Origin of the sequence: Acinetobacter sp. YH12226, assembly GCF_013417805.1 — a bacterium.
Taxonomy (GTDB): Bacteria; Pseudomonadota; Gammaproteobacteria; order Pseudomonadales; family Moraxellaceae; genus Acinetobacter.
In genome coordinates this window covers 47,408-62,777 of sequence record NZ_VPDG01000001.1, presented here as the reverse complement: position 1 = coordinate 62,777, position 15,370 = coordinate 47,408, and the positions used below count along the sequence as shown (strand labels likewise).

Genomic DNA, 15,370 nt, shown 5'->3' with positions numbered 1-15,370 from the left:
AAAAATGAGACATCAACAAGGTGCTTCTTATATTGGGGTTTTAATTGCAATCGTGGGCTTTGCATTTCTTGCAAAAGTGGCGATTGCGGTGTGGGGACCATACTTCGATGATCGTATGGTAGATGGTGAGATTGAGGCGCTGTTAAAAAGTGCTCCAGCCAATATAACGCCAGAAAAATTCCGTCAACAGATGAGTCAGCGTTTAGACATGAATAATATTCGTGATCTAAAGTTTGACGAAATTGCCAAAGTTACCAATACCGATGGTTTACAGGTGCACAAGAATTATGAAATTCGTAAAAATTTCATAATGAATATCGATTTAGTGATGAAGTTTGAGAAAGAGTTTGATCAAAGCACAGTCAAAGCTAAATGATGAACGTCTTGCCAAACGGATCGGCTATCAGTTTAAACAGGCTGATTTGCTGAAACTGGCATTGACTCATCGTTCAGTCAGTCATAAACACAACTACGAGCGCCTGGAATTTCTGGGCGATTCTCTTTTAGGGATGATCATTGCGAATTATCTTTTTAATGCCTATCCAAGCGAAAATGAAGGCCGGTTGACGCGTATGCGTGCAACCCTGGTTCGTCAGGAAGCATTAGGAAAAATCGCCAATGATTTAAAACTGAGCCAGAATTTAATTCTCAGTACCGGTGAATTGAAATCTGGTGGTCATCATCGTGAGTCTATACTGGCAGATACAGTAGAAGCCATTATTGGCGCAATCTATGTCGACTGCGGTGATCTCACTGTGCTAGAACCGATTGTGTTAAAATGGTACGAGCCCTATTTAGATCATATTGAGCCGACAGATCAGCTTAAAGATCCTAAATCTCGCTTACAAGAGTATTTACAAGCACGTAAGAAACCTCTCCCAGTTTACGAGGTTGTAGATATTCAAGGTGATGCACCCAATCAGCATTTTAAAGTGGAATGCCAGATTGCGGGATTACCGACTATGCAAGGCGAAGGCGCGAGCCGGCGTTTTGCTGAACAAGCCGTTGCGGCGGATATTTTGAAACTTTTGGAGCATAAGTCTTAATGACTACTCATTCCGATCACATTGATGCTGATCACGAGTCGCAAAGCGACAGTCACGACCTTATTAGTCAATTTTTTAGTGCACAAGGCACCGAAATCCCATCGGATTATCGCAGTGGTTTTGTTGCCATTGTAGGTCGCCCGAATGTGGGTAAATCTACCTTAATGAACCATATTCTGGGTCAGAAGCTTTCGATTACCTCACGTAAACCGCAAACCACACGTCATAAAATCGTGGGGATTGATTCACGTGAAAAATCTCAGGCGGTATTTGTTGATACACCGGGGATGCATAAAAAAGAAGTCCGTGCCATCAATAAAATGATGAACCGTGCGGCACATTCGGCTTTGCGTGATGTAAACCTGGTTTTATTCGTAGTGGATGCACAAAAGTGGACGCCAAACGATGACCTGGTTCTGGAAAAGCTGAAAAATGCTGAAATGCCAGTGATTCTGGTGATCAACAAGCTGGATACTTTTGAAAACAAGAACGAAGCTCTGCCGCTGATTCGTGAACGCGAAAAGCTGATGAACTTTGCAGAAATTGTACCGGTATCTGCACTTCGTGGTGCCAATCTTGAACATTTACGTGACACGATTGCCAAGTATCTTCCGTTCCAGCCACCACTATACTCACTGGATCAACTGACCGATCGTTCAGAGCGTTTCCTGGCGTCTGAAATTATCCGTGAAAAGATCATGCGTCAGCTGGGTGAAGAGCTTCCATACGATTTGACCGTTCAGATCGAATCATTCAAAACTGAAGAGCCGGTCTTGAATGAAAAAACGGGTCGTATGAAAGCTGCCTGTACCTATATTGATGCCACGATTTTTGTCGATCGTCCGAGCCAAAAAGCCATTGTGATTGGCGAGAAAGGTGTCAAACTGAAGAAAATCGGTATGGATGCGCGTCTCGACATGGAAAAAATGTTCGAACAGAAAATCATGTTAACCCTTTGGGTGAAAGTCAAAGGTGGCTGGTCTGATGATGAACGTGCATTAAAAAGCTTAGGTTATAGTGATATCTAAGCGATAAGCTTGATAAGACCCTTCGAGGAATCTGTGATGATGAAAGTGTTGGCAGTGGTTGCATGTGTTTTATTTCTGCAAGGCTGTATTCATAAAGTGGTCACGGTTCCTGTCAAGGTGGCTTATAAAACCACAAAAGTCGCAGTGAAAGGTACAGCGGCTGTTGTGGGCGCAGTGATCCCGGATGGGGATGACGAAGAAGATGATAAAAAATCAAAAAAAGATAAGGATTAAAGTACCCGCTTATGCGTAACGAAGTACTGCATGGCTATCTGATTCATCATCGTAAGTACCGTGAACGCAGTCATATTGTGCATTTATTTACCCAAGAATATGGCAGGGTAGACGGCATTCTCAGGCAAATGCCACCACCGCAATATCAGCCCATTCGTTTGCAAGCTTCAGGTAAATCCGAACTCAAAAATTTTACTAAACTGGAAATTGTCAATCAGCCGATTTTCTTTTTTGGCGATGCCTTTTTTTCGGGTTTTTATCTGAATGAAATCCTGTTGCGGTTATGTCCTTTAGAAGTCGAAATGCCGCAAACTTTTGCCAAATATGCTGAGACCTTAACTGCATTACAGCAATTATCCGTACAATCTAATCCAAATTTATATTTAAAACAGATCTTGCGCCAGTTTGAGCATGTTTTGCTGGAAGAACTCGGTTATGGTCTGGATTTTTCGGTAGATGCCAATCAGGCGCAGATTGATCCACAACAGCACTATTATTTTCAGCTCAATGCTGGCTTTATGCCATCGGCCAAAGCCTTACGCTCCACCCTATCCGGTCAACAGATTTTAAGCATGTTGACGCATGAAAATGGTGGGGATTTTAATCCGGAACAGTTACAATTACTGACGAAACTGTATCGACAGGTGATCACGGCCTTGCTTGGTGATCGACCATTAAAAAGTCGACAACTCTGGATTCAAAACTCTCAATCTCAATCGTAGTTAGGAAAAGATTATGGCTGCATTACTTGGTGTCAATATTGACCATGTCGCAACATTAAGACAAGCACGTGGTACGACGTACCCAGACCCAGTCAATGCTGCATTGATCTGCGAACAGGCAGGGGCAGAAGGCATTACCTTGCACTTGCGTGAAGACCGTCGCCACATTCAGGATGACGATGTGCGTCGTATGCGTCCTGCGTTAAAAACCCGTATGAACCTTGAGTTGGCGGTAACAGATGAAATGATCGCCTTTGCCAAGGAAATCAAGCCTCAGCATGTTTGCTTTGTTCCTGAAAAACGTCAGGAAGTGACCACTGAAGGTGGTCTGGATGTCGTGGGTAATTTTGATGCTGTAAAAGCCGCGACTCAAGAGCTGGAAGCCATTGGTTGTGATGTATCTTTATTTATTGATGCCGATTTTGCACAAATTGATGCAGCAGTTGCTTGTGGTGCACCGACGATTGAGATTCACACAGGCGCCTATGCCGATGCAGAAACTCCAGAAGCGCAACAAGCGGAACTGGAACGCATTGTGAAAGGTGCTGAATATGCTGCATCTAAAGGTTTGGTGGTGAATGCAGGTCATGGCTTAAATCTGGATAACGTAACGCCAATTGCTGCGATTCCACAGATTCATGAGCTGAATATTGGCCATTCTTTAATTGCAGATGCAGTATTTGTTGGCCTAGCACAAGCCGTTCAGCAAATGAAAGCCGTGATTAAGTCAGCGCGTTAAGATCAGAGTCGTTATGTCGAATATTAATTATGATGAACTGATGCTGCCGGTGATTGCGTTCCTCGGTTGTGAAACACCGCAAGCATGGCTGGATATGGCAGTCGAAAATCTTGAAATCTTGATGCAGGATCATGCCAACTGTGAAAAAAAAGCAGCCAGCACGGCCATGAACCTGATGTTCCGCTATAGCTATTTTGTTGATCTACAGGTAAAGCTTGCACAGCTGGTGCGTGAAGAAATGCTGCATTATGAGCAAGTACTTGAATTGATGAACAAGCGCGGTCAGGCTTGGCAGAACTTGAGTGCAGGGCGTTATGCTGGTGGTTTGCGTAAGGAAATCCGCACTTTTGAGCCTGAAGCCTTGATTGATGTCTTGGTGATTGGTGCCTTTGTGGAAGCACGTTCCTGTGAGCGTTTCTACGCACTTGCTTCGCGTGTTGATGATGAGTTAGCACGTTACTACCGCTACCTGCTCAAGTCCGAATCTCGCCATTTTGAAGACTATCTGGCTTTGGCGATGGATGTGGCTACCACAGCGAAACTGAAAAATCCGAAAGAGGATATTCAGGAGCGAATCCTGCATATTCGTGAAGTTGAAAAACAGCTAATTCTCACGCCTGATGAAACTTTCCGTTTTCATAGCGGTGTTCCGGCTCAAGCGGCTTAATCTCGGTGACAGCTTAAAAATCCTCCATCTATGGGGGATTTTTTATATCTCGAAATTTTAAAAGAGGGGTATTTATATATCGAGTTTTATGAGGGATTGAAAATAATTATTTATTTTAAATATTTGAAAATAACAAGCCGTCAAATTTTAAGTAATAAAAAAGCCCACTTCATTATGAGTGGGCTTTCTTGAATTTGGCTCTCCAACCTGGGCTCGAACCAGGGACCTGCGGATTAACAGTCCGTCGCTCTACCGACTGAGCTATTGGAGAATCTGAAAGCGATTATAGAGAGATTTTGACAGGGGTCAAGCAAAAATTATCATATTTATTATAAATACAGCCTGTCTGTTTTTAATTTAGGCAATTGCATAAATTTCACGAAAAATACTTGTCAGAATAAATTTCACTTGCTAGATTAAAACCATAAAGTCGTTTGACCAAATGGTCAAACAGTGTGGATTTAAACCTACTTGCCAGCACAAAAATGGCTAAACCGGAGACAGCGAATGAATACGCTCAGCATCCCTCAAATTTTCTCTCAACTGGCTTATTATCAAGAAAACTATCTGCAAATTATTGCCGATCCTGCACAGTATTATATCCCGGTTAAAGACGCTTATATCACGCTATGGCCCTTGGCACAAAAATCACTTTATTTAGGTGATTTGCTGCAATTATGGTTTGCAGAAAAATGGTTGGTAGAAACTGAACGTCAATTTAACTTTGAAGTTTTCCTGAATGCAGACTATCTGAAAGAGCAAGACAAAGATCTTTATATCTATGCCATTTCTGGGAATCTTTTGACGGGAACCAATCAGTCTAAAGCGTGGCAAGCCTCAATAACACAAACACAAGATGTGGAATTAGCCAATGTTTCCAAGCATTATTTTGAGTTTCAAGGCTTAACTCGACCACGCTTGTCATTTGTTGAAGCGGGGCAGGCGAAAAGCAGTATTATTTAAATGAATTACCTGATGAGTTGTGCAGGCTAGCAATTTCATTCAGTCCGAATAATCATACAGGTCGCAGTGGCATGAGCATACAGGCGACCTTCTTCATCCAGAATCTGACCTTCAGAAATACCTAAATTTTTACTGAGATTAATTGATTTTCCTACGGCTTTCAGTGGCTGATTCTGAGGTATAGGGCGGCACATCTTTACATTCAGATCAATGGTGCCATAACCGACACCTGCTTCAAGTAAAGTATGAATCGCGCAGCCTGTCACGGTATCCAAAACGGTTGCAGCAAAACCACCATGGACGCCGCCAAGCGGATTTAAATGTCGATGATCAGCTTTGACCTTAAATTCTACATGTCCGCTTTCAATCACTGCTGGTTGCATCGACATGGTTTCGCTAATACTTGGGGCCGGGATTTTTTCATCACGCATCGCTTCCAGTAATGCTAAACCGCTCATTTCTTTTGGGTTCATTTTACTTCTCCTTTCATTATTCTTGAGTTATTGAGGTTTAATTCAAAATTGTGACATCGATAATAGCAATCTGGTATAGGAATGGCGGATTATTTTGTCAGAAGTGCATTGCCTGCACCTGAGTAAAATCATTTTTATAAAAAATAAGAAATAGAATAATTTATGGCACGATACTGGTATACATTTCTAATGAAATATCTCAGATCTAAATAATCTGCCAAAAAAAACGAATCTTATAAAAGAATTAAAAAATCGAGTGATAGGGTGATGAAACAGTTTCTGCATCTTTGGGTGCCTATTTTTCTCAGTAATGCCATTATTATGCTAAGTGGTTTGTTCGACGTGATTTTTCTATCACATTTTTCACCTCAGCATGTGGCTGCATTGGCAGTCTGTTTGTCTGTTTATTCTTTGTGCTTTGTGACGGGTATTGGGGTGTTACAGGGCATGATGCAAGAGCTGGCAGAAGCCAATGGACGTCAGGATTATGCGGACATCCAACGTATCCTGAAGCAAAGTATTTTGATTGTACTGGTGATTTCTGCTGTTGCGATGTACTTGTTTAATCATGCGACTCCTTTACTTTATTTTTTAAAGGCAGATGCGGCCTTACAGGCATTGATTGTGCCATGTCTGTGGCTGTTGGCTTGGACGATTCCAGCGCATTTATTGTTGCGTATTTTATATATTTTCACCCAAGCCTGTGGGCAGGCTAAGCGTGTGTTTTACGCCAATATGATCTATTTACTGCTCAAAGTGGCTTTAGCTTATGTCTTGATTTATGGCATTGAGGGTTATGTTACAAGCTATGGGGTTGAAGGTGCATTCATGGCACATTTAATTGTGCAGTGGGTACTGCTGTTTGTTTACTATTTTTTCTTCCTTGAGCAGAAGTTAAAGATCCAGTGGTCTGGTGTTTTCTTTCACTGGCAGACTTTGTTGAAAATTTTAAAAATTGGATTGCCCAATGCGGTGGTGACTTTTGCGGATGTATTTGCCATCAGCGCGATTGCTTTGCTGATCTTGCCTTTGGGTGACATTGTAGTGAATGCACATTAGGTGATGCTTGGTTTATTGGGGCTGATGTTTATGTTGCCGATGTCGATGGCATCCGCCTTCGGTATTTTGGTGTCGACTAAAATCGGTGCGGAGCAGATTGATGCTGCATGGCAACTCAGTAAGCGGGCACTGATGGCTGTGATGCTAATAGCTATCGTTGTCGTGTTGACTATTTGGGGCTTAGATAGTTGGATTGTGGGGTTATTTAGCAATGATGCGCAGGTGATTGCATTAGCCTTGGCATTGATCTTGTTAATGTGTTGGATGCATATCTTTGATGCGCTACTGGTGATTAGTTTGGCAATGCTACGTTGCTGGCGTGAAATTGTCAGACCAATGTTTATTTTTATCAGTACGGTGCTGGTCGTGGGCTTAGGTGGTGGTTGGTATGTGGCGTATCATCCAATGACACTGTTTAATTGGCAAAGCAATGCATTGGGGATTCATGGTTTTTGGTGGGTGTTGAGTATTGCGTACACGATTGCAGCAAGTCTATGTTTTGTTTGCTCATTAAATACTTGAGCTATAAGCGAATACGACTCACTGTTTAATACATGTTGAAGAACATAAAAAACCCGCGAAATTCGCGGGTTTTTTTATCTAGCAAGCTAGATTATTTTGCAGCTTTTTCAGCTTCGATTGAAGCAATCGCAGCATCAACGCCTTCGATAGAATCAGCAGCTTTTTTGATACGTGCAAGTGCATCAACAAGTACTTCGTCAGCCGTTGCGTAAGAGATACGCATGAAACCGCCAAGACCGAATGCATCACCAGGAACCACTGCAACACCAGTTTCTTCCAGTAACCATGCAGAGAATTCTGTGCAAGACTTAAGACCTTTGGCACGAATCAACGGTTTGATGTTGGCATATGCATAGAATGCACCATCAGCAGGCAGGCAAGAAATACCGTGAATATCATTCAAGCCTTTCACAACCAAGTCATGGCGACGTTTGAATGCTTCAATCATTGGCTCAAGAACGTCTTGAGGACCATTCAATGCAGCTTCAGCAGCAACTTGCGAAATAGAAGTTGGGTTTGAAGTCGATTGAGACTGGATCTTCTTCATTGCACCAATCAGTTTAGCAGGGCCCGCTGCGTAGCCGATACGCCAGCCAGTCATTGCATAAGCTTTAGACACACCGTTTAACACAATCGTACGGTCATAAAGGTCTGGTGCAACTGTTGCGATGTTGTAGAACTCGTCATCCCAACGGATTGGTTCGTACATGTCATCAGATGCGATAAATAGTTCTGGGTATTTACGCAGTACGTCAGCGAGCGCTTCAAGCTCAGCTTTAGTGTAGATCATGCCTGTTGGGTTAGACGGGCTGTTTAATACCACTAGACGAGTTTTGTCAGTGATTGCAGCTTCTAATTGTTCAGGGGTGATTTTGAAACGTTGTTCTTCATCACATTTCACAATAACAGGAACACCTTCAGCGATGATCACCATGTCCGGGTAGCTTACCCAGAATGGTGCTGGGATGATTACTTCATCACCTTTATTTAACAAAGCTAAAGCTAAGTTAAAGAATGATTGCTTACCACCACAAGAAACCAGAATCTGGTTTGCTGCATAGTCTAGGTTATTGTCGCGTTTGAATTTAGCAATAATGGCTTTTTTAAGACCTGGCGTACCGTCAACAGCGGTGTATTTGGTGAAACCGTTGTTAATCGCTGCAATTGCTGCATCTTTGATGTGTTGAGGGGTATCAAAATCTGGTTCACCTGCGCCCAAACCAATCACGTTATGACCTGCAGCTTTTAATTCAGCAGCTTTGTTGGTCACAGCAAGCGTAGGGGACGGTTTGATGGCATTCACACGATCAGAGAGACGTACGTCCACGGCAGTATTCCTTCTTATAGGGATTAAAAAATAAAAAGCACATTATCTTAGCCTAAAATGGTGCAGATAGGGCAAAAGAATTTGGAAAACTTTAAGGAAAAAATGGTGTATTGGCCGAACTTTATCTTGAATTTCGATATGCTCGGAGCAGGAGAGAAGAGACTTGTTACATCTCGGTCATGCATATGAATGCATGAAATATAAAATAAAAATGGCCACTTTAAAGTGACCATTTTGTGTTGTTGATATTGTGGTTACGCACTAAAGCGTGACAAATCTTCGTCCTGGCGTGCGGTTAAAATTTCCGCGCCGGTTTTAGTCACTAGAATTGTATGTTCATATTGTGCTGACAATGAGTGATCTTTGGTGACCACTGTCCATTTATCACCGAGTAATTTGGTTTTCCAGTCACCGCCATTGACCATTGGTTCAATGGTAAAGGTCATACCTTCTTCAAGCACCATGCCAGTATCTGGTTGACCATAATGCAGCACTTGCGGTTCGTCATGGAAAGTTGTACCAATACCGTGACCACAATATTCACGTACCACGCCAAAACGCTCGGATTCAACATACTGCTGAATGGCATGACCAATATCGCCAATGGTTGAACCTGGTTTTACAGTTTCAATACCCCGGTACATGGCTTCTTGCGCTACCTTACATAGACGGTTGGCAAGGATCGTGGTTTCACCACCCACGATGTACATCATGTTGGTGTCACCATGATAGCCATCTTTAATCACGGTCACATCAATGTTCAGGATGTCGCCTTTTTTCAATTTTTTACTGTCTGATGGAATGCCGTGACACACCACATGGTTCACAGAAGTACAAATGGTATGTTGGAAGGCAGGTCGACCCGGTGCAGCGCCATAGCCTAAGCATGCAGGAATCGCCTGTTGTTGATTGACAATATAGTCATGACAAATCGTATCAAGTTCCAGAGTGGTGACACCCGGAACAATATGCGGTTTGATCATATCCAAAACTTCTGCCGCCAGTCGCCCTGCCACACGCATTTTTTCAATTTCGTCAGAGGTTTTGATGAGTCGACGTGGAGCTTGGTAAGTGTTGTTCATGATCTCTAAAAACTTTTGGAAATTTGTGTGTGACTATGGTATAAATAGCCGCCCATTTTATCAAATGCTTTTTCGTGAATAAATTTCACGGGCTTTGTGCGATGAGGCAAAAAATCCGCACATATATCGACACATTACTCTGGGTGCCCTTTAGGGTGGAGAATGCGGGTATATGGAGGCCTAACCCAAACTTTAAGGTAAAGAAAATGGCAGATTACAACGTAAGCATGCGCGACCTTCTTCAAGCTGGCGCGCACTTTGGTCACCAAACTCGTTTCTGGAATCCAAAGATGCGTGATTACATCTTTGGTGCGCGTAACAAAATTCACATCATCAACCTTGAGCACACTGTTCCTGCGTTAAATGATGCTTTGAACTTTGCTAACAACTTGGCTAGCAAAAAGAACAAAGTTTTGTTCGTTGGTACTAAACGTGCAGCTTCTGCGATCATCCGTGAACAAGCTCAACGCGCTGGTCAACCATATGTAGATCACCGCTGGTTAGGTGGTATGTTGACGAACTGGAAAACACTTCGCCAATCTATCAACCGTTTAAAAGACCTTCAAACTCAATCTCAAGACGGTACTTTCGCTAAGCTGACTAAACGTGAAGCTCTAGAGCGTACTCGTGAGATGGAAAAACTTGAGCGTGGCTTAGGCGGCGTTAAAAACATGGGTGGTTTACCTGACGCATTATTCGTAATCGATGTTGATCACGAAGCGATTGCAATCAAAGAAGCTAAGAACCTTGGTATTCCTGTAATCGGTATCGTTGATACAAACTCTAACCCAGACAACGTAGACTACGTTATCCCGGGTAACGATGATGCGATCCGTGCAGTAACACTTTATGCTTCTGCTATGGCTGATGCGATTCTTGCTGGTAAAGAATATGCTCAATCACAAGCAAATGCACAAGCTAAAGCAGAAGAAGCTCCAGCTTCTGAGGCTTAATGCGTTTGACGCTAGCTTATCATTTTTGCGACATGTGATGGTGGCAAAGTAAGCGTTATGTATGCAGGCGGCCCATGAGAACTCCTCTGGGCCGTTTCTGTTCTAAAAAGAATTCATTTTCTACCGAATTTAGGAGATAAACATGACTGCAGTTACAGCAAGCATGGTTAAAGAATTGCGCGATCGTACTGGTCTTGCAATGATGGAATGTAAAAAAGCTTTGACAGAAGCGGGCGGCGACGTTGAACTGGCGATCGACAACCTACGTAAATCTGGTCAAGCTAAAGCTGCTAAAAAAGCAGGTAACATTGCTGCTGACGGCGCAATCACGATTGCTCAAGACGGCAACAAAGCACTTCTTCTAGAAGTTAACTGTCAAACTGACTTCGTTGCAAAAGACGAAAACTTTGCTGGTTTCTCTGCGAAAGTTGCTGCTGCTGCACTTGCTGCAAACGTAACTGATCCTGCTCAAATCGCTGAATTGAAACTAGAAGATGGTGCAACTGTTGAAGAAGCGCGTATCGCTCTTGTTCAAAAGATCGGTGAAAACATCCAAGTACGTCGTGCGAAAATTGTTGAAGGCGAAAACCTTGCAGTTTACAAACACGGTCTTAAAATCGGTGTTGTTGTTTCTTACACTGGTGATGAAGCTACAGGTAAAGGCTTGGCAATGCACGTTGCTGCGTTCAACCCAGTTGCTGTAAATGCTGAAGGCGTTTCTGCTGAGCTTATCGCGAAAGAGAAAGAAATTGCTGAAGCGAAAGCACTTGAATCTGGCAAGCCAGCAAATATCGTTGAGAAGATGGTTGTAGGTTCTGTTGAGAAATACTTGAATGAAGTTGTGCTTGAGCGTCAAATGTACGTAATCGACAACGATAAGAAAGTTGCAGACGTTCTTAAAGCAACTGGTACTACAGTTGCAAACTTCGTTCGTTTCGAAGTTGGTGAAGGCATTGAGAAAAAAGCAGAAATGAGCTTCGCTGAAGAAGTTGCTGCTGCTCAAGCTGCTGCAAAATAATTCCTGAGGAATTAGAAAAAGCCCTATCTGATTGATGGGGCTTTTTTATGTTGATTTATTCTTCATCAGCAATTCAAGAATAGGATTTGGGTTTGGTGATAGAGCTCAGATCATGTATTCATCATTTAATAAAAAAGTTATAAAAATGCCAAATAAAACCAATCTGAGCATCGGTGCAGTCATTGCACTGTTGATTGCTGCTTATCTGGGCCTGGATCTACAACAATCCCAACCACTTATTCCATCCGCATCTGATACTACAACTGAAACGCTTGATTCAGAGCCTAATTTAGTACCCTCTCAAACGACTGATGATCTGGACCGAATTGCACGGGCGTTTCAACAGCGCCAGAGTGATCTACAAGTGCGTTCAAGCGGGCAGGTGATTGCCGTTTTGCCAGATGATCATGAAGGATCGCGCCATCAAAAGTTTATCCTCGAATTACCAAATGGCCAAACTGTACTGGTTGCACATAATATCGATCTGGCACCGCGTATTCAGAGTATTCAAAAACAGGATCAGGTCGAGTTTTATGGAGAATATGAATACAGTGACAAGGGCGGGGTGATTCACTGGACGCATCATGACCCTGCGCGAAAACATGTCGATGGCTGGTTAAAACATCAAGGAAGAACCTATCAATGAGGTTCTTCCAATTGGATAAATCGAATATGGCGTTTAAACGCTCATAATTGCGCTGTTATGGCGCGATTTCCAGTTCGGTAGGATTTTACCTAAATAGGCATCCATGCACCAAATTGGGCCAATGAGGAGGAATTGGAGGTCTTTGAAGAACGAAGGCTTTTTACCTTCCACTTTGTGTCCATAAAATTGGCCAATCCAGGCCAAGACAAACAGGGCAATAAAGAAACCGGTACCGACTGGCAGAATCCAGATGAGCCAAGCCATTACCAACGTTAATACAGCCATCGCTACTGCCAAAACAAGATCTAGGCGTGCATAGAAGATAAAAGCCAAAACCAGTAGCAGGGTAGTCAGCAAAGCGCTGAAATGCGCTAGAATGCCAATAATCGAAAAATAGATGGTCGGTACGCAAACCCAGTGAATCAGCTTATTGGTTTTATTTTGATGGCTGTCACTATATTCATCAAACCATTCAGATATTGTTTTCATTCTTCGCTCCATTCCATGAACATGTTTTGCTTATCTGGAAATATAAAGCAGAATCTGGGTGTGGTCAAAAGTTAATCATGCAAGCGAGCGAATTTTATCAGGCAGGATGAACATGCCAAAATTTTCTTGAAAGAACTTTAAGATAGGGCTGAGCAGGAGCGTTTATATTCTTCTAGAAAATGAGCACAATAAAAAAAGCCACATTGCTGTGGCTTTTGTTAAATGTGTTGCAGGTCAAATCTTAAGAATTTGGGCCAGCGACACGTTCAATACTGACTTTTGCAGTACCGGCACTGGTAATACCTAACTGTTTCGCAGCACCGTAAGATAAATCAACAACACGGTTACCATGGAAAGGACCGCGGTCATTTACTTTAACCACGACGCTCTTGCCGTTATTGCGGTTAGTTACACGAATATAGCAGTTCAATGGCAGGCTACGATGAGCAGCAGTCATTGCGTTCATATCAAAGGTTTCACCGCTTGCAGTTTTACGGCCGTGGAATTGACGACCATACCAAGACGCTGTACCTGTCTGACTGAATTTACGTACAGTATTAGAAGCCACTGTATTCAGTTTTTCAATCACTGAAGGCTCTTCTGCAGGAAGTTCAATTTTCGCTGCAATGGTTTCACGGCGAACTTTATCGCCAGAACGCTCAGTGATTGAAAGGCTGTTCAAATTTGTGAAATTTGAATTGAAGCTTTGAGCTTCTTTATTGAGTACTCGCGTTGCAAGACGCGAATTGTCATTTTCATTGGTGAATGAAGATGACGGAACCATATCTGCCTGTGATTGCGTCAGCGTGACGATCGTGGCAATGGCCATAAAAGACTTCAAAATTGAAGAATGCATCGAATCAACTCCTAACAGCATATCTATTGGTTGTTCATAAATGGCTGAAAAACCATATAAACATGCCTGATATTTAACTTATGCAACTACATTTAACGAAATGGATAATATTCATGCCAGCAATACCCTGTCTAGTGTTTAATTAAAATAGTTAAAAAAAGAACGCAAAATAAACAATGATTGATTAAAAAATAATCAATATTGTAACATGATATTAAAATTGCTTAAAATACGTACAAATTAACCTATAAAAATGTTGACTTTCATAATTTATATTAATTTTCAGTGTTAACGGCTGGTAATTTCGGTACCTAATAGCCACAAAGCAGTAGCATACATACGGCTACGATTATAAGTGGTAATCACTTGAAAATTTGGATAAGTGATGTAGTAAATCGAGCCATAATTCTCTTGTAATTGAATTACATTGACCAGATCCAGATCGTCAATTTTTACGATTGGATTCATTGGGCTGATGCCTTGCGTTTTTAACACACCATAAGGCATAGGTTGAGTCAGATCCTTGGCAATCACGGCATCGGGATTTGAACCGGTATAACGTGCCGGAAAGGCAATGGGCTGATTACGCTGCCAGCCGTGCTGTGCCAGATAGTTGGCAATCGAACCAATCGCATCTACCGCTGAGTTACGCAGGTCAATATGACCATTGCCATCGTAGTCCACGCCGAATTTTGGAATGTTGCTCGGCATAAACTGCGGATAGCCAACAGCGCCGGCATACGAACCCACCACAGAAGAGGTGGCAACACCATCTCTATACGACCAGGCAATTAAAGCAGCCAGTTCATCCTGAAAATACTGGGCACGACGTTCATAGCCAAACCCTAAGGTTGCTAGGGCATCACGAGTGACAAAAGAGCCCTTGTTGCTACCAAAACCGGTTTCTACACCTAAAATGCCCAGAATGATCGCCTGTGGTACACCAAACTGCTGTTCAGCACGGTTAAGCGTTTCTGCATATTGCTGTTTAAAACGTACGCCGCGCTGAATGGTAGATTCAGCTAAGAAGTTAGTTTTATACGAATACCAAGGCTTACTTTCACCTGGGCGATTCATGATATTGATAATATTAGGCAAATTACGCGTCCCGCTCATGGCGGAATCTACTTGCTGGGCACTCAGCCCATAGCTCTGCATGGCGTTCTGCTTAAAAGCGGCATAAGAAGGGTGATATTGGAAATCGTTGGCCAGACTCAAACTGCTGAGACCAAATGCGGTAAGTGCGATTGAAAGCTGCTTAAACTTTTTATAAAAATCCGATTTCAACATCTTGCTACGATTTCCAGTTTTTTTGATGAGTTGCTGGCGATGTCATTTGAATCATGCCATGAAAAAGATTGATAAATTTTTTCAATCGTGGGGCTTAAAGTGCCAGATTAAAGATAACATTCGGATGAATAAGAGACCTAGCCGCTTATACAAAAATAGCGATGGATTGGCTATTTTTACGGCAGTCTGTCTTATAGAGCCGCTTATCTGTAACAAGCTATTTCATTGATCATAAAAAAGCCTGACCGAAGTCAGG

At 42.5% G+C, this 15,370-nt stretch carries 19 protein-coding genes and 1 tRNA gene; 13 read left to right on the top strand and 7 right to left on the bottom strand.

Annotation, left to right across the window (positions count from 1 at the left end; all coding sequences use genetic code 11):
- Window positions 1–4 precede the first annotated feature (4 nt).
- Genes FTV08_RS00335 through FTV08_RS00305 form a run of 7 tightly spaced genes read left to right on the top strand, consistent with a single transcriptional unit; the run spans window position 5 to window position 4,436 of the window.
- The gene (locus FTV08_RS00335) at window positions 5–376 is read left to right on the top strand and encodes a DUF4845 domain-containing protein (protein WP_114540891.1); all 372 of its coding nucleotides are present in this window, start codon (window positions 5–7) and stop codon (window positions 374–376) included.
- On the top strand, window positions 348–1,046 hold the full coding sequence (gene rnc / locus FTV08_RS00330) for a ribonuclease III (protein ID WP_004279062.1): 699 nt from the start codon (window positions 348–350) through the stop codon (window positions 1,044–1,046). Before FTV08_RS00335 ends, rnc begins: the two co-directional genes overlap by 29 nt.
- Complete coding sequence (era, locus tag FTV08_RS00325; RefSeq protein ID WP_004279061.1) at window positions 1,046–2,074, top strand: GTPase Era; 1,029 nt, start codon at window positions 1,046–1,048, stop codon at window positions 2,072–2,074. The genes rnc and era overlap by 1 nt, the downstream gene beginning before the upstream one ends.
- Before the next feature lie 36 nt (window positions 2,075–2,110).
- Window positions 2,111–2,308, top strand: a complete 198-nt coding sequence (locus FTV08_RS00320; RefSeq protein ID WP_004645619.1) for an NF038104 family lipoprotein — start codon at window positions 2,111–2,113, stop codon at window positions 2,306–2,308.
- A gap of 11 nt (window positions 2,309–2,319) precedes the next feature.
- Window positions 2,320–3,030: a DNA repair protein RecO gene (locus tag FTV08_RS00315; RefSeq protein WP_004731661.1), complete on the top strand. Its 711-nt coding sequence runs from the start codon at window positions 2,320–2,322 to the stop codon at window positions 3,028–3,030.
- 13 nt (window positions 3,031–3,043) lie between these two features.
- A complete protein-coding gene (pdxJ, locus tag FTV08_RS00310; RefSeq protein ID WP_004645617.1) occupies window positions 3,044–3,769 on the top strand; it encodes a pyridoxine 5'-phosphate synthase in 726 nt (241 codons plus the stop codon).
- A 13-nt stretch (window positions 3,770–3,782) separates the two neighbouring features.
- A complete protein-coding gene (locus tag FTV08_RS00305; protein ID WP_005103794.1) occupies window positions 3,783–4,436 on the top strand; it encodes a tRNA-(ms[2]io[6]A)-hydroxylase in 654 nt (217 codons plus the stop codon).
- 195 nt (window positions 4,437–4,631) lie between these two features.
- On the opposite strand, the gene FTV08_RS00300 is transcribed toward FTV08_RS00305, so the two are convergent.
- Window positions 4,632–4,707, bottom strand: a tRNA-Asn gene (locus FTV08_RS00300).
- A gap of 236 nt (window positions 4,708–4,943) precedes the next feature.
- On the opposite strand from FTV08_RS00300, the gene FTV08_RS00295 reads away from it, so the two are divergent.
- Complete coding sequence (locus FTV08_RS00295; RefSeq protein ID WP_180086185.1) at window positions 4,944–5,399, top strand: hypothetical protein; 456 nt, start codon at window positions 4,944–4,946, stop codon at window positions 5,397–5,399.
- Window positions 5,400–5,434: 35 nt separating this feature from the next.
- On the opposite strand, the gene FTV08_RS00290 is transcribed toward FTV08_RS00295, so the two are convergent.
- Window positions 5,435–5,872, bottom strand: a complete 438-nt coding sequence (locus tag FTV08_RS00290; protein WP_004279054.1) for a PaaI family thioesterase — start codon at window positions 5,870–5,872, stop codon at window positions 5,435–5,437.
- A 267-nt stretch (window positions 5,873–6,139) separates the two neighbouring features.
- Here FTV08_RS00290 and FTV08_RS16140 point away from each other — a divergent pair, with 267 nt between their 5' ends.
- Window positions 6,140–6,931: an MATE family efflux transporter gene (locus FTV08_RS16140; protein ID WP_257221123.1), complete on the top strand. Its 792-nt coding sequence runs from the start codon at window positions 6,140–6,142 to the stop codon at window positions 6,929–6,931.
- A 3-nt stretch (window positions 6,932–6,934) separates the two neighbouring features.
- Complete coding sequence (locus tag FTV08_RS16135) at window positions 6,935–7,453, top strand: MATE family efflux transporter (protein ID WP_257221122.1); 519 nt, start codon at window positions 6,935–6,937, stop codon at window positions 7,451–7,453.
- Between the two features lie 91 nt (window positions 7,454–7,544).
- On the opposite strand, the gene FTV08_RS00280 is transcribed toward FTV08_RS16135, so the two are convergent.
- On the bottom strand, window positions 7,545–8,780 hold the full coding sequence (locus FTV08_RS00280) for a pyridoxal phosphate-dependent aminotransferase (protein ID WP_180086183.1): 1,236 nt from the start codon (window positions 8,778–8,780) through the stop codon (window positions 7,545–7,547).
- A 254-nt stretch (window positions 8,781–9,034) separates the two neighbouring features.
- Window positions 9,035–9,862 (bottom strand): type I methionyl aminopeptidase, encoded by an 828-nt coding sequence (gene map, locus FTV08_RS00275; protein ID WP_180086181.1) that lies wholly within the window; start codon window positions 9,860–9,862, stop codon window positions 9,035–9,037.
- A 206-nt stretch (window positions 9,863–10,068) separates the two neighbouring features.
- Between map and rpsB the strand changes: the two genes are divergently transcribed.
- The 3 genes from rpsB to FTV08_RS00260 all read left to right on the top strand — a co-directional run bounded on the left by rpsB (window position 10,069) and on the right by FTV08_RS00260 (window position 12,479).
- Window positions 10,069–10,815, top strand: coding sequence for a 30S ribosomal protein S2 (rpsB, locus tag FTV08_RS00270; RefSeq protein ID WP_004279050.1), 747 nt, complete (start codon window positions 10,069–10,071; stop codon window positions 10,813–10,815).
- Between the two features lie 142 nt (window positions 10,816–10,957).
- Entirely contained in the window at window positions 10,958–11,833 is an 876-nt protein-coding gene (tsf, locus tag FTV08_RS00265; RefSeq protein WP_004279049.1) for a translation elongation factor Ts, read from the top strand.
- Window positions 11,834–11,978: 145 nt separating this feature from the next.
- Window positions 11,979–12,479: a DUF3465 domain-containing protein gene (locus FTV08_RS00260; RefSeq protein ID WP_026055722.1), complete on the top strand. Its 501-nt coding sequence runs from the start codon at window positions 11,979–11,981 to the stop codon at window positions 12,477–12,479.
- A gap of 33 nt (window positions 12,480–12,512) precedes the next feature.
- Here FTV08_RS00260 and FTV08_RS00255 read toward each other — a convergent pair whose 3' ends face one another.
- The 3 genes from FTV08_RS00255 to mltB form a co-directional block, all read right to left on the bottom strand.
- Window positions 12,513–12,968, bottom strand: a complete 456-nt coding sequence (locus FTV08_RS00255; protein WP_005106461.1) for a DUF962 domain-containing protein — start codon at window positions 12,966–12,968, stop codon at window positions 12,513–12,515.
- A 241-nt stretch (window positions 12,969–13,209) separates the two neighbouring features.
- Window positions 13,210–13,824, bottom strand: coding sequence for a septal ring lytic transglycosylase RlpA family protein (locus FTV08_RS00250; RefSeq protein ID WP_004279046.1), 615 nt, complete (start codon window positions 13,822–13,824; stop codon window positions 13,210–13,212).
- A 288-nt stretch (window positions 13,825–14,112) separates the two neighbouring features.
- Window positions 14,113–15,114, bottom strand: a complete 1,002-nt coding sequence (gene mltB, locus FTV08_RS00245; protein WP_180039131.1) for a lytic murein transglycosylase B — start codon at window positions 15,112–15,114, stop codon at window positions 14,113–14,115.
- Between the last annotated feature and the right edge of the window lie 256 nt (window positions 15,115–15,370).

What these genes read in the sequence shown, in the direction of transcription:
- FTV08_RS00335 (WP_114540891.1), top strand. Translation starts at nt 5, where the DNA reads ATGAGACATCAACAAGGTGCTTCTTATATTGGGGTTTTAATTGCAATC.
- era (WP_004279061.1), top strand. Translation starts at nt 1,046, where the DNA reads ATGACTACTCATTCCGATCACATTGATGCTGATCACGAGTCGCAAAGC.
- FTV08_RS00320 (WP_004645619.1), top strand. Translation starts at nt 2,111, where the DNA reads ATGATGAAAGTGTTGGCAGTGGTTGCATGTGTTTTATTTCTGCAAGGC.
- FTV08_RS00315 (WP_004731661.1), top strand. Translation starts at nt 2,320, where the DNA reads ATGCGTAACGAAGTACTGCATGGCTATCTGATTCATCATCGTAAGTAC.
- pdxJ (WP_004645617.1), top strand. Translation starts at nt 3,044, where the DNA reads ATGGCTGCATTACTTGGTGTCAATATTGACCATGTCGCAACATTAAGA.
- FTV08_RS00305 (WP_005103794.1), top strand. Translation starts at nt 3,783, where the DNA reads ATGTCGAATATTAATTATGATGAACTGATGCTGCCGGTGATTGCGTTC.
- FTV08_RS00295 (WP_180086185.1), top strand. Translation starts at nt 4,944, where the DNA reads ATGAATACGCTCAGCATCCCTCAAATTTTCTCTCAACTGGCTTATTAT.
- FTV08_RS00290 (WP_004279054.1), bottom strand. Translation starts at nt 5,872, where the DNA reads ATGAACCCAAAAGAAATGAGCGGTTTAGCATTACTGGAAGCGATGCGT.
- FTV08_RS16140 (WP_257221123.1), top strand. Translation starts at nt 6,140, where the DNA reads ATGAAACAGTTTCTGCATCTTTGGGTGCCTATTTTTCTCAGTAATGCC.
- FTV08_RS16135 (WP_257221122.1), top strand. Translation starts at nt 6,935, where the DNA reads ATGCTTGGTTTATTGGGGCTGATGTTTATGTTGCCGATGTCGATGGCA.
- map (WP_180086181.1), bottom strand. Translation starts at nt 9,862, where the DNA reads ATGAACAACACTTACCAAGCTCCACGTCGACTCATCAAAACCTCTGAC.
- rpsB (WP_004279050.1), top strand. Translation starts at nt 10,069, where the DNA reads ATGGCAGATTACAACGTAAGCATGCGCGACCTTCTTCAAGCTGGCGCG.
- tsf (WP_004279049.1), top strand. Translation starts at nt 10,958, where the DNA reads ATGACTGCAGTTACAGCAAGCATGGTTAAAGAATTGCGCGATCGTACT.
- FTV08_RS00260 (WP_026055722.1), top strand. Translation starts at nt 11,979, where the DNA reads ATGCCAAATAAAACCAATCTGAGCATCGGTGCAGTCATTGCACTGTTG.
- FTV08_RS00255 (WP_005106461.1), bottom strand. Translation starts at nt 12,968, where the DNA reads ATGAAAACAATATCTGAATGGTTTGATGAATATAGTGACAGCCATCAA.
- FTV08_RS00250 (WP_004279046.1), bottom strand. Translation starts at nt 13,824, where the DNA reads ATGCATTCTTCAATTTTGAAGTCTTTTATGGCCATTGCCACGATCGTC.
- mltB (WP_180039131.1), bottom strand. Translation starts at nt 15,114, where the DNA reads ATGTTGAAATCGGATTTTTATAAAAAGTTTAAGCAGCTTTCAATCGCA.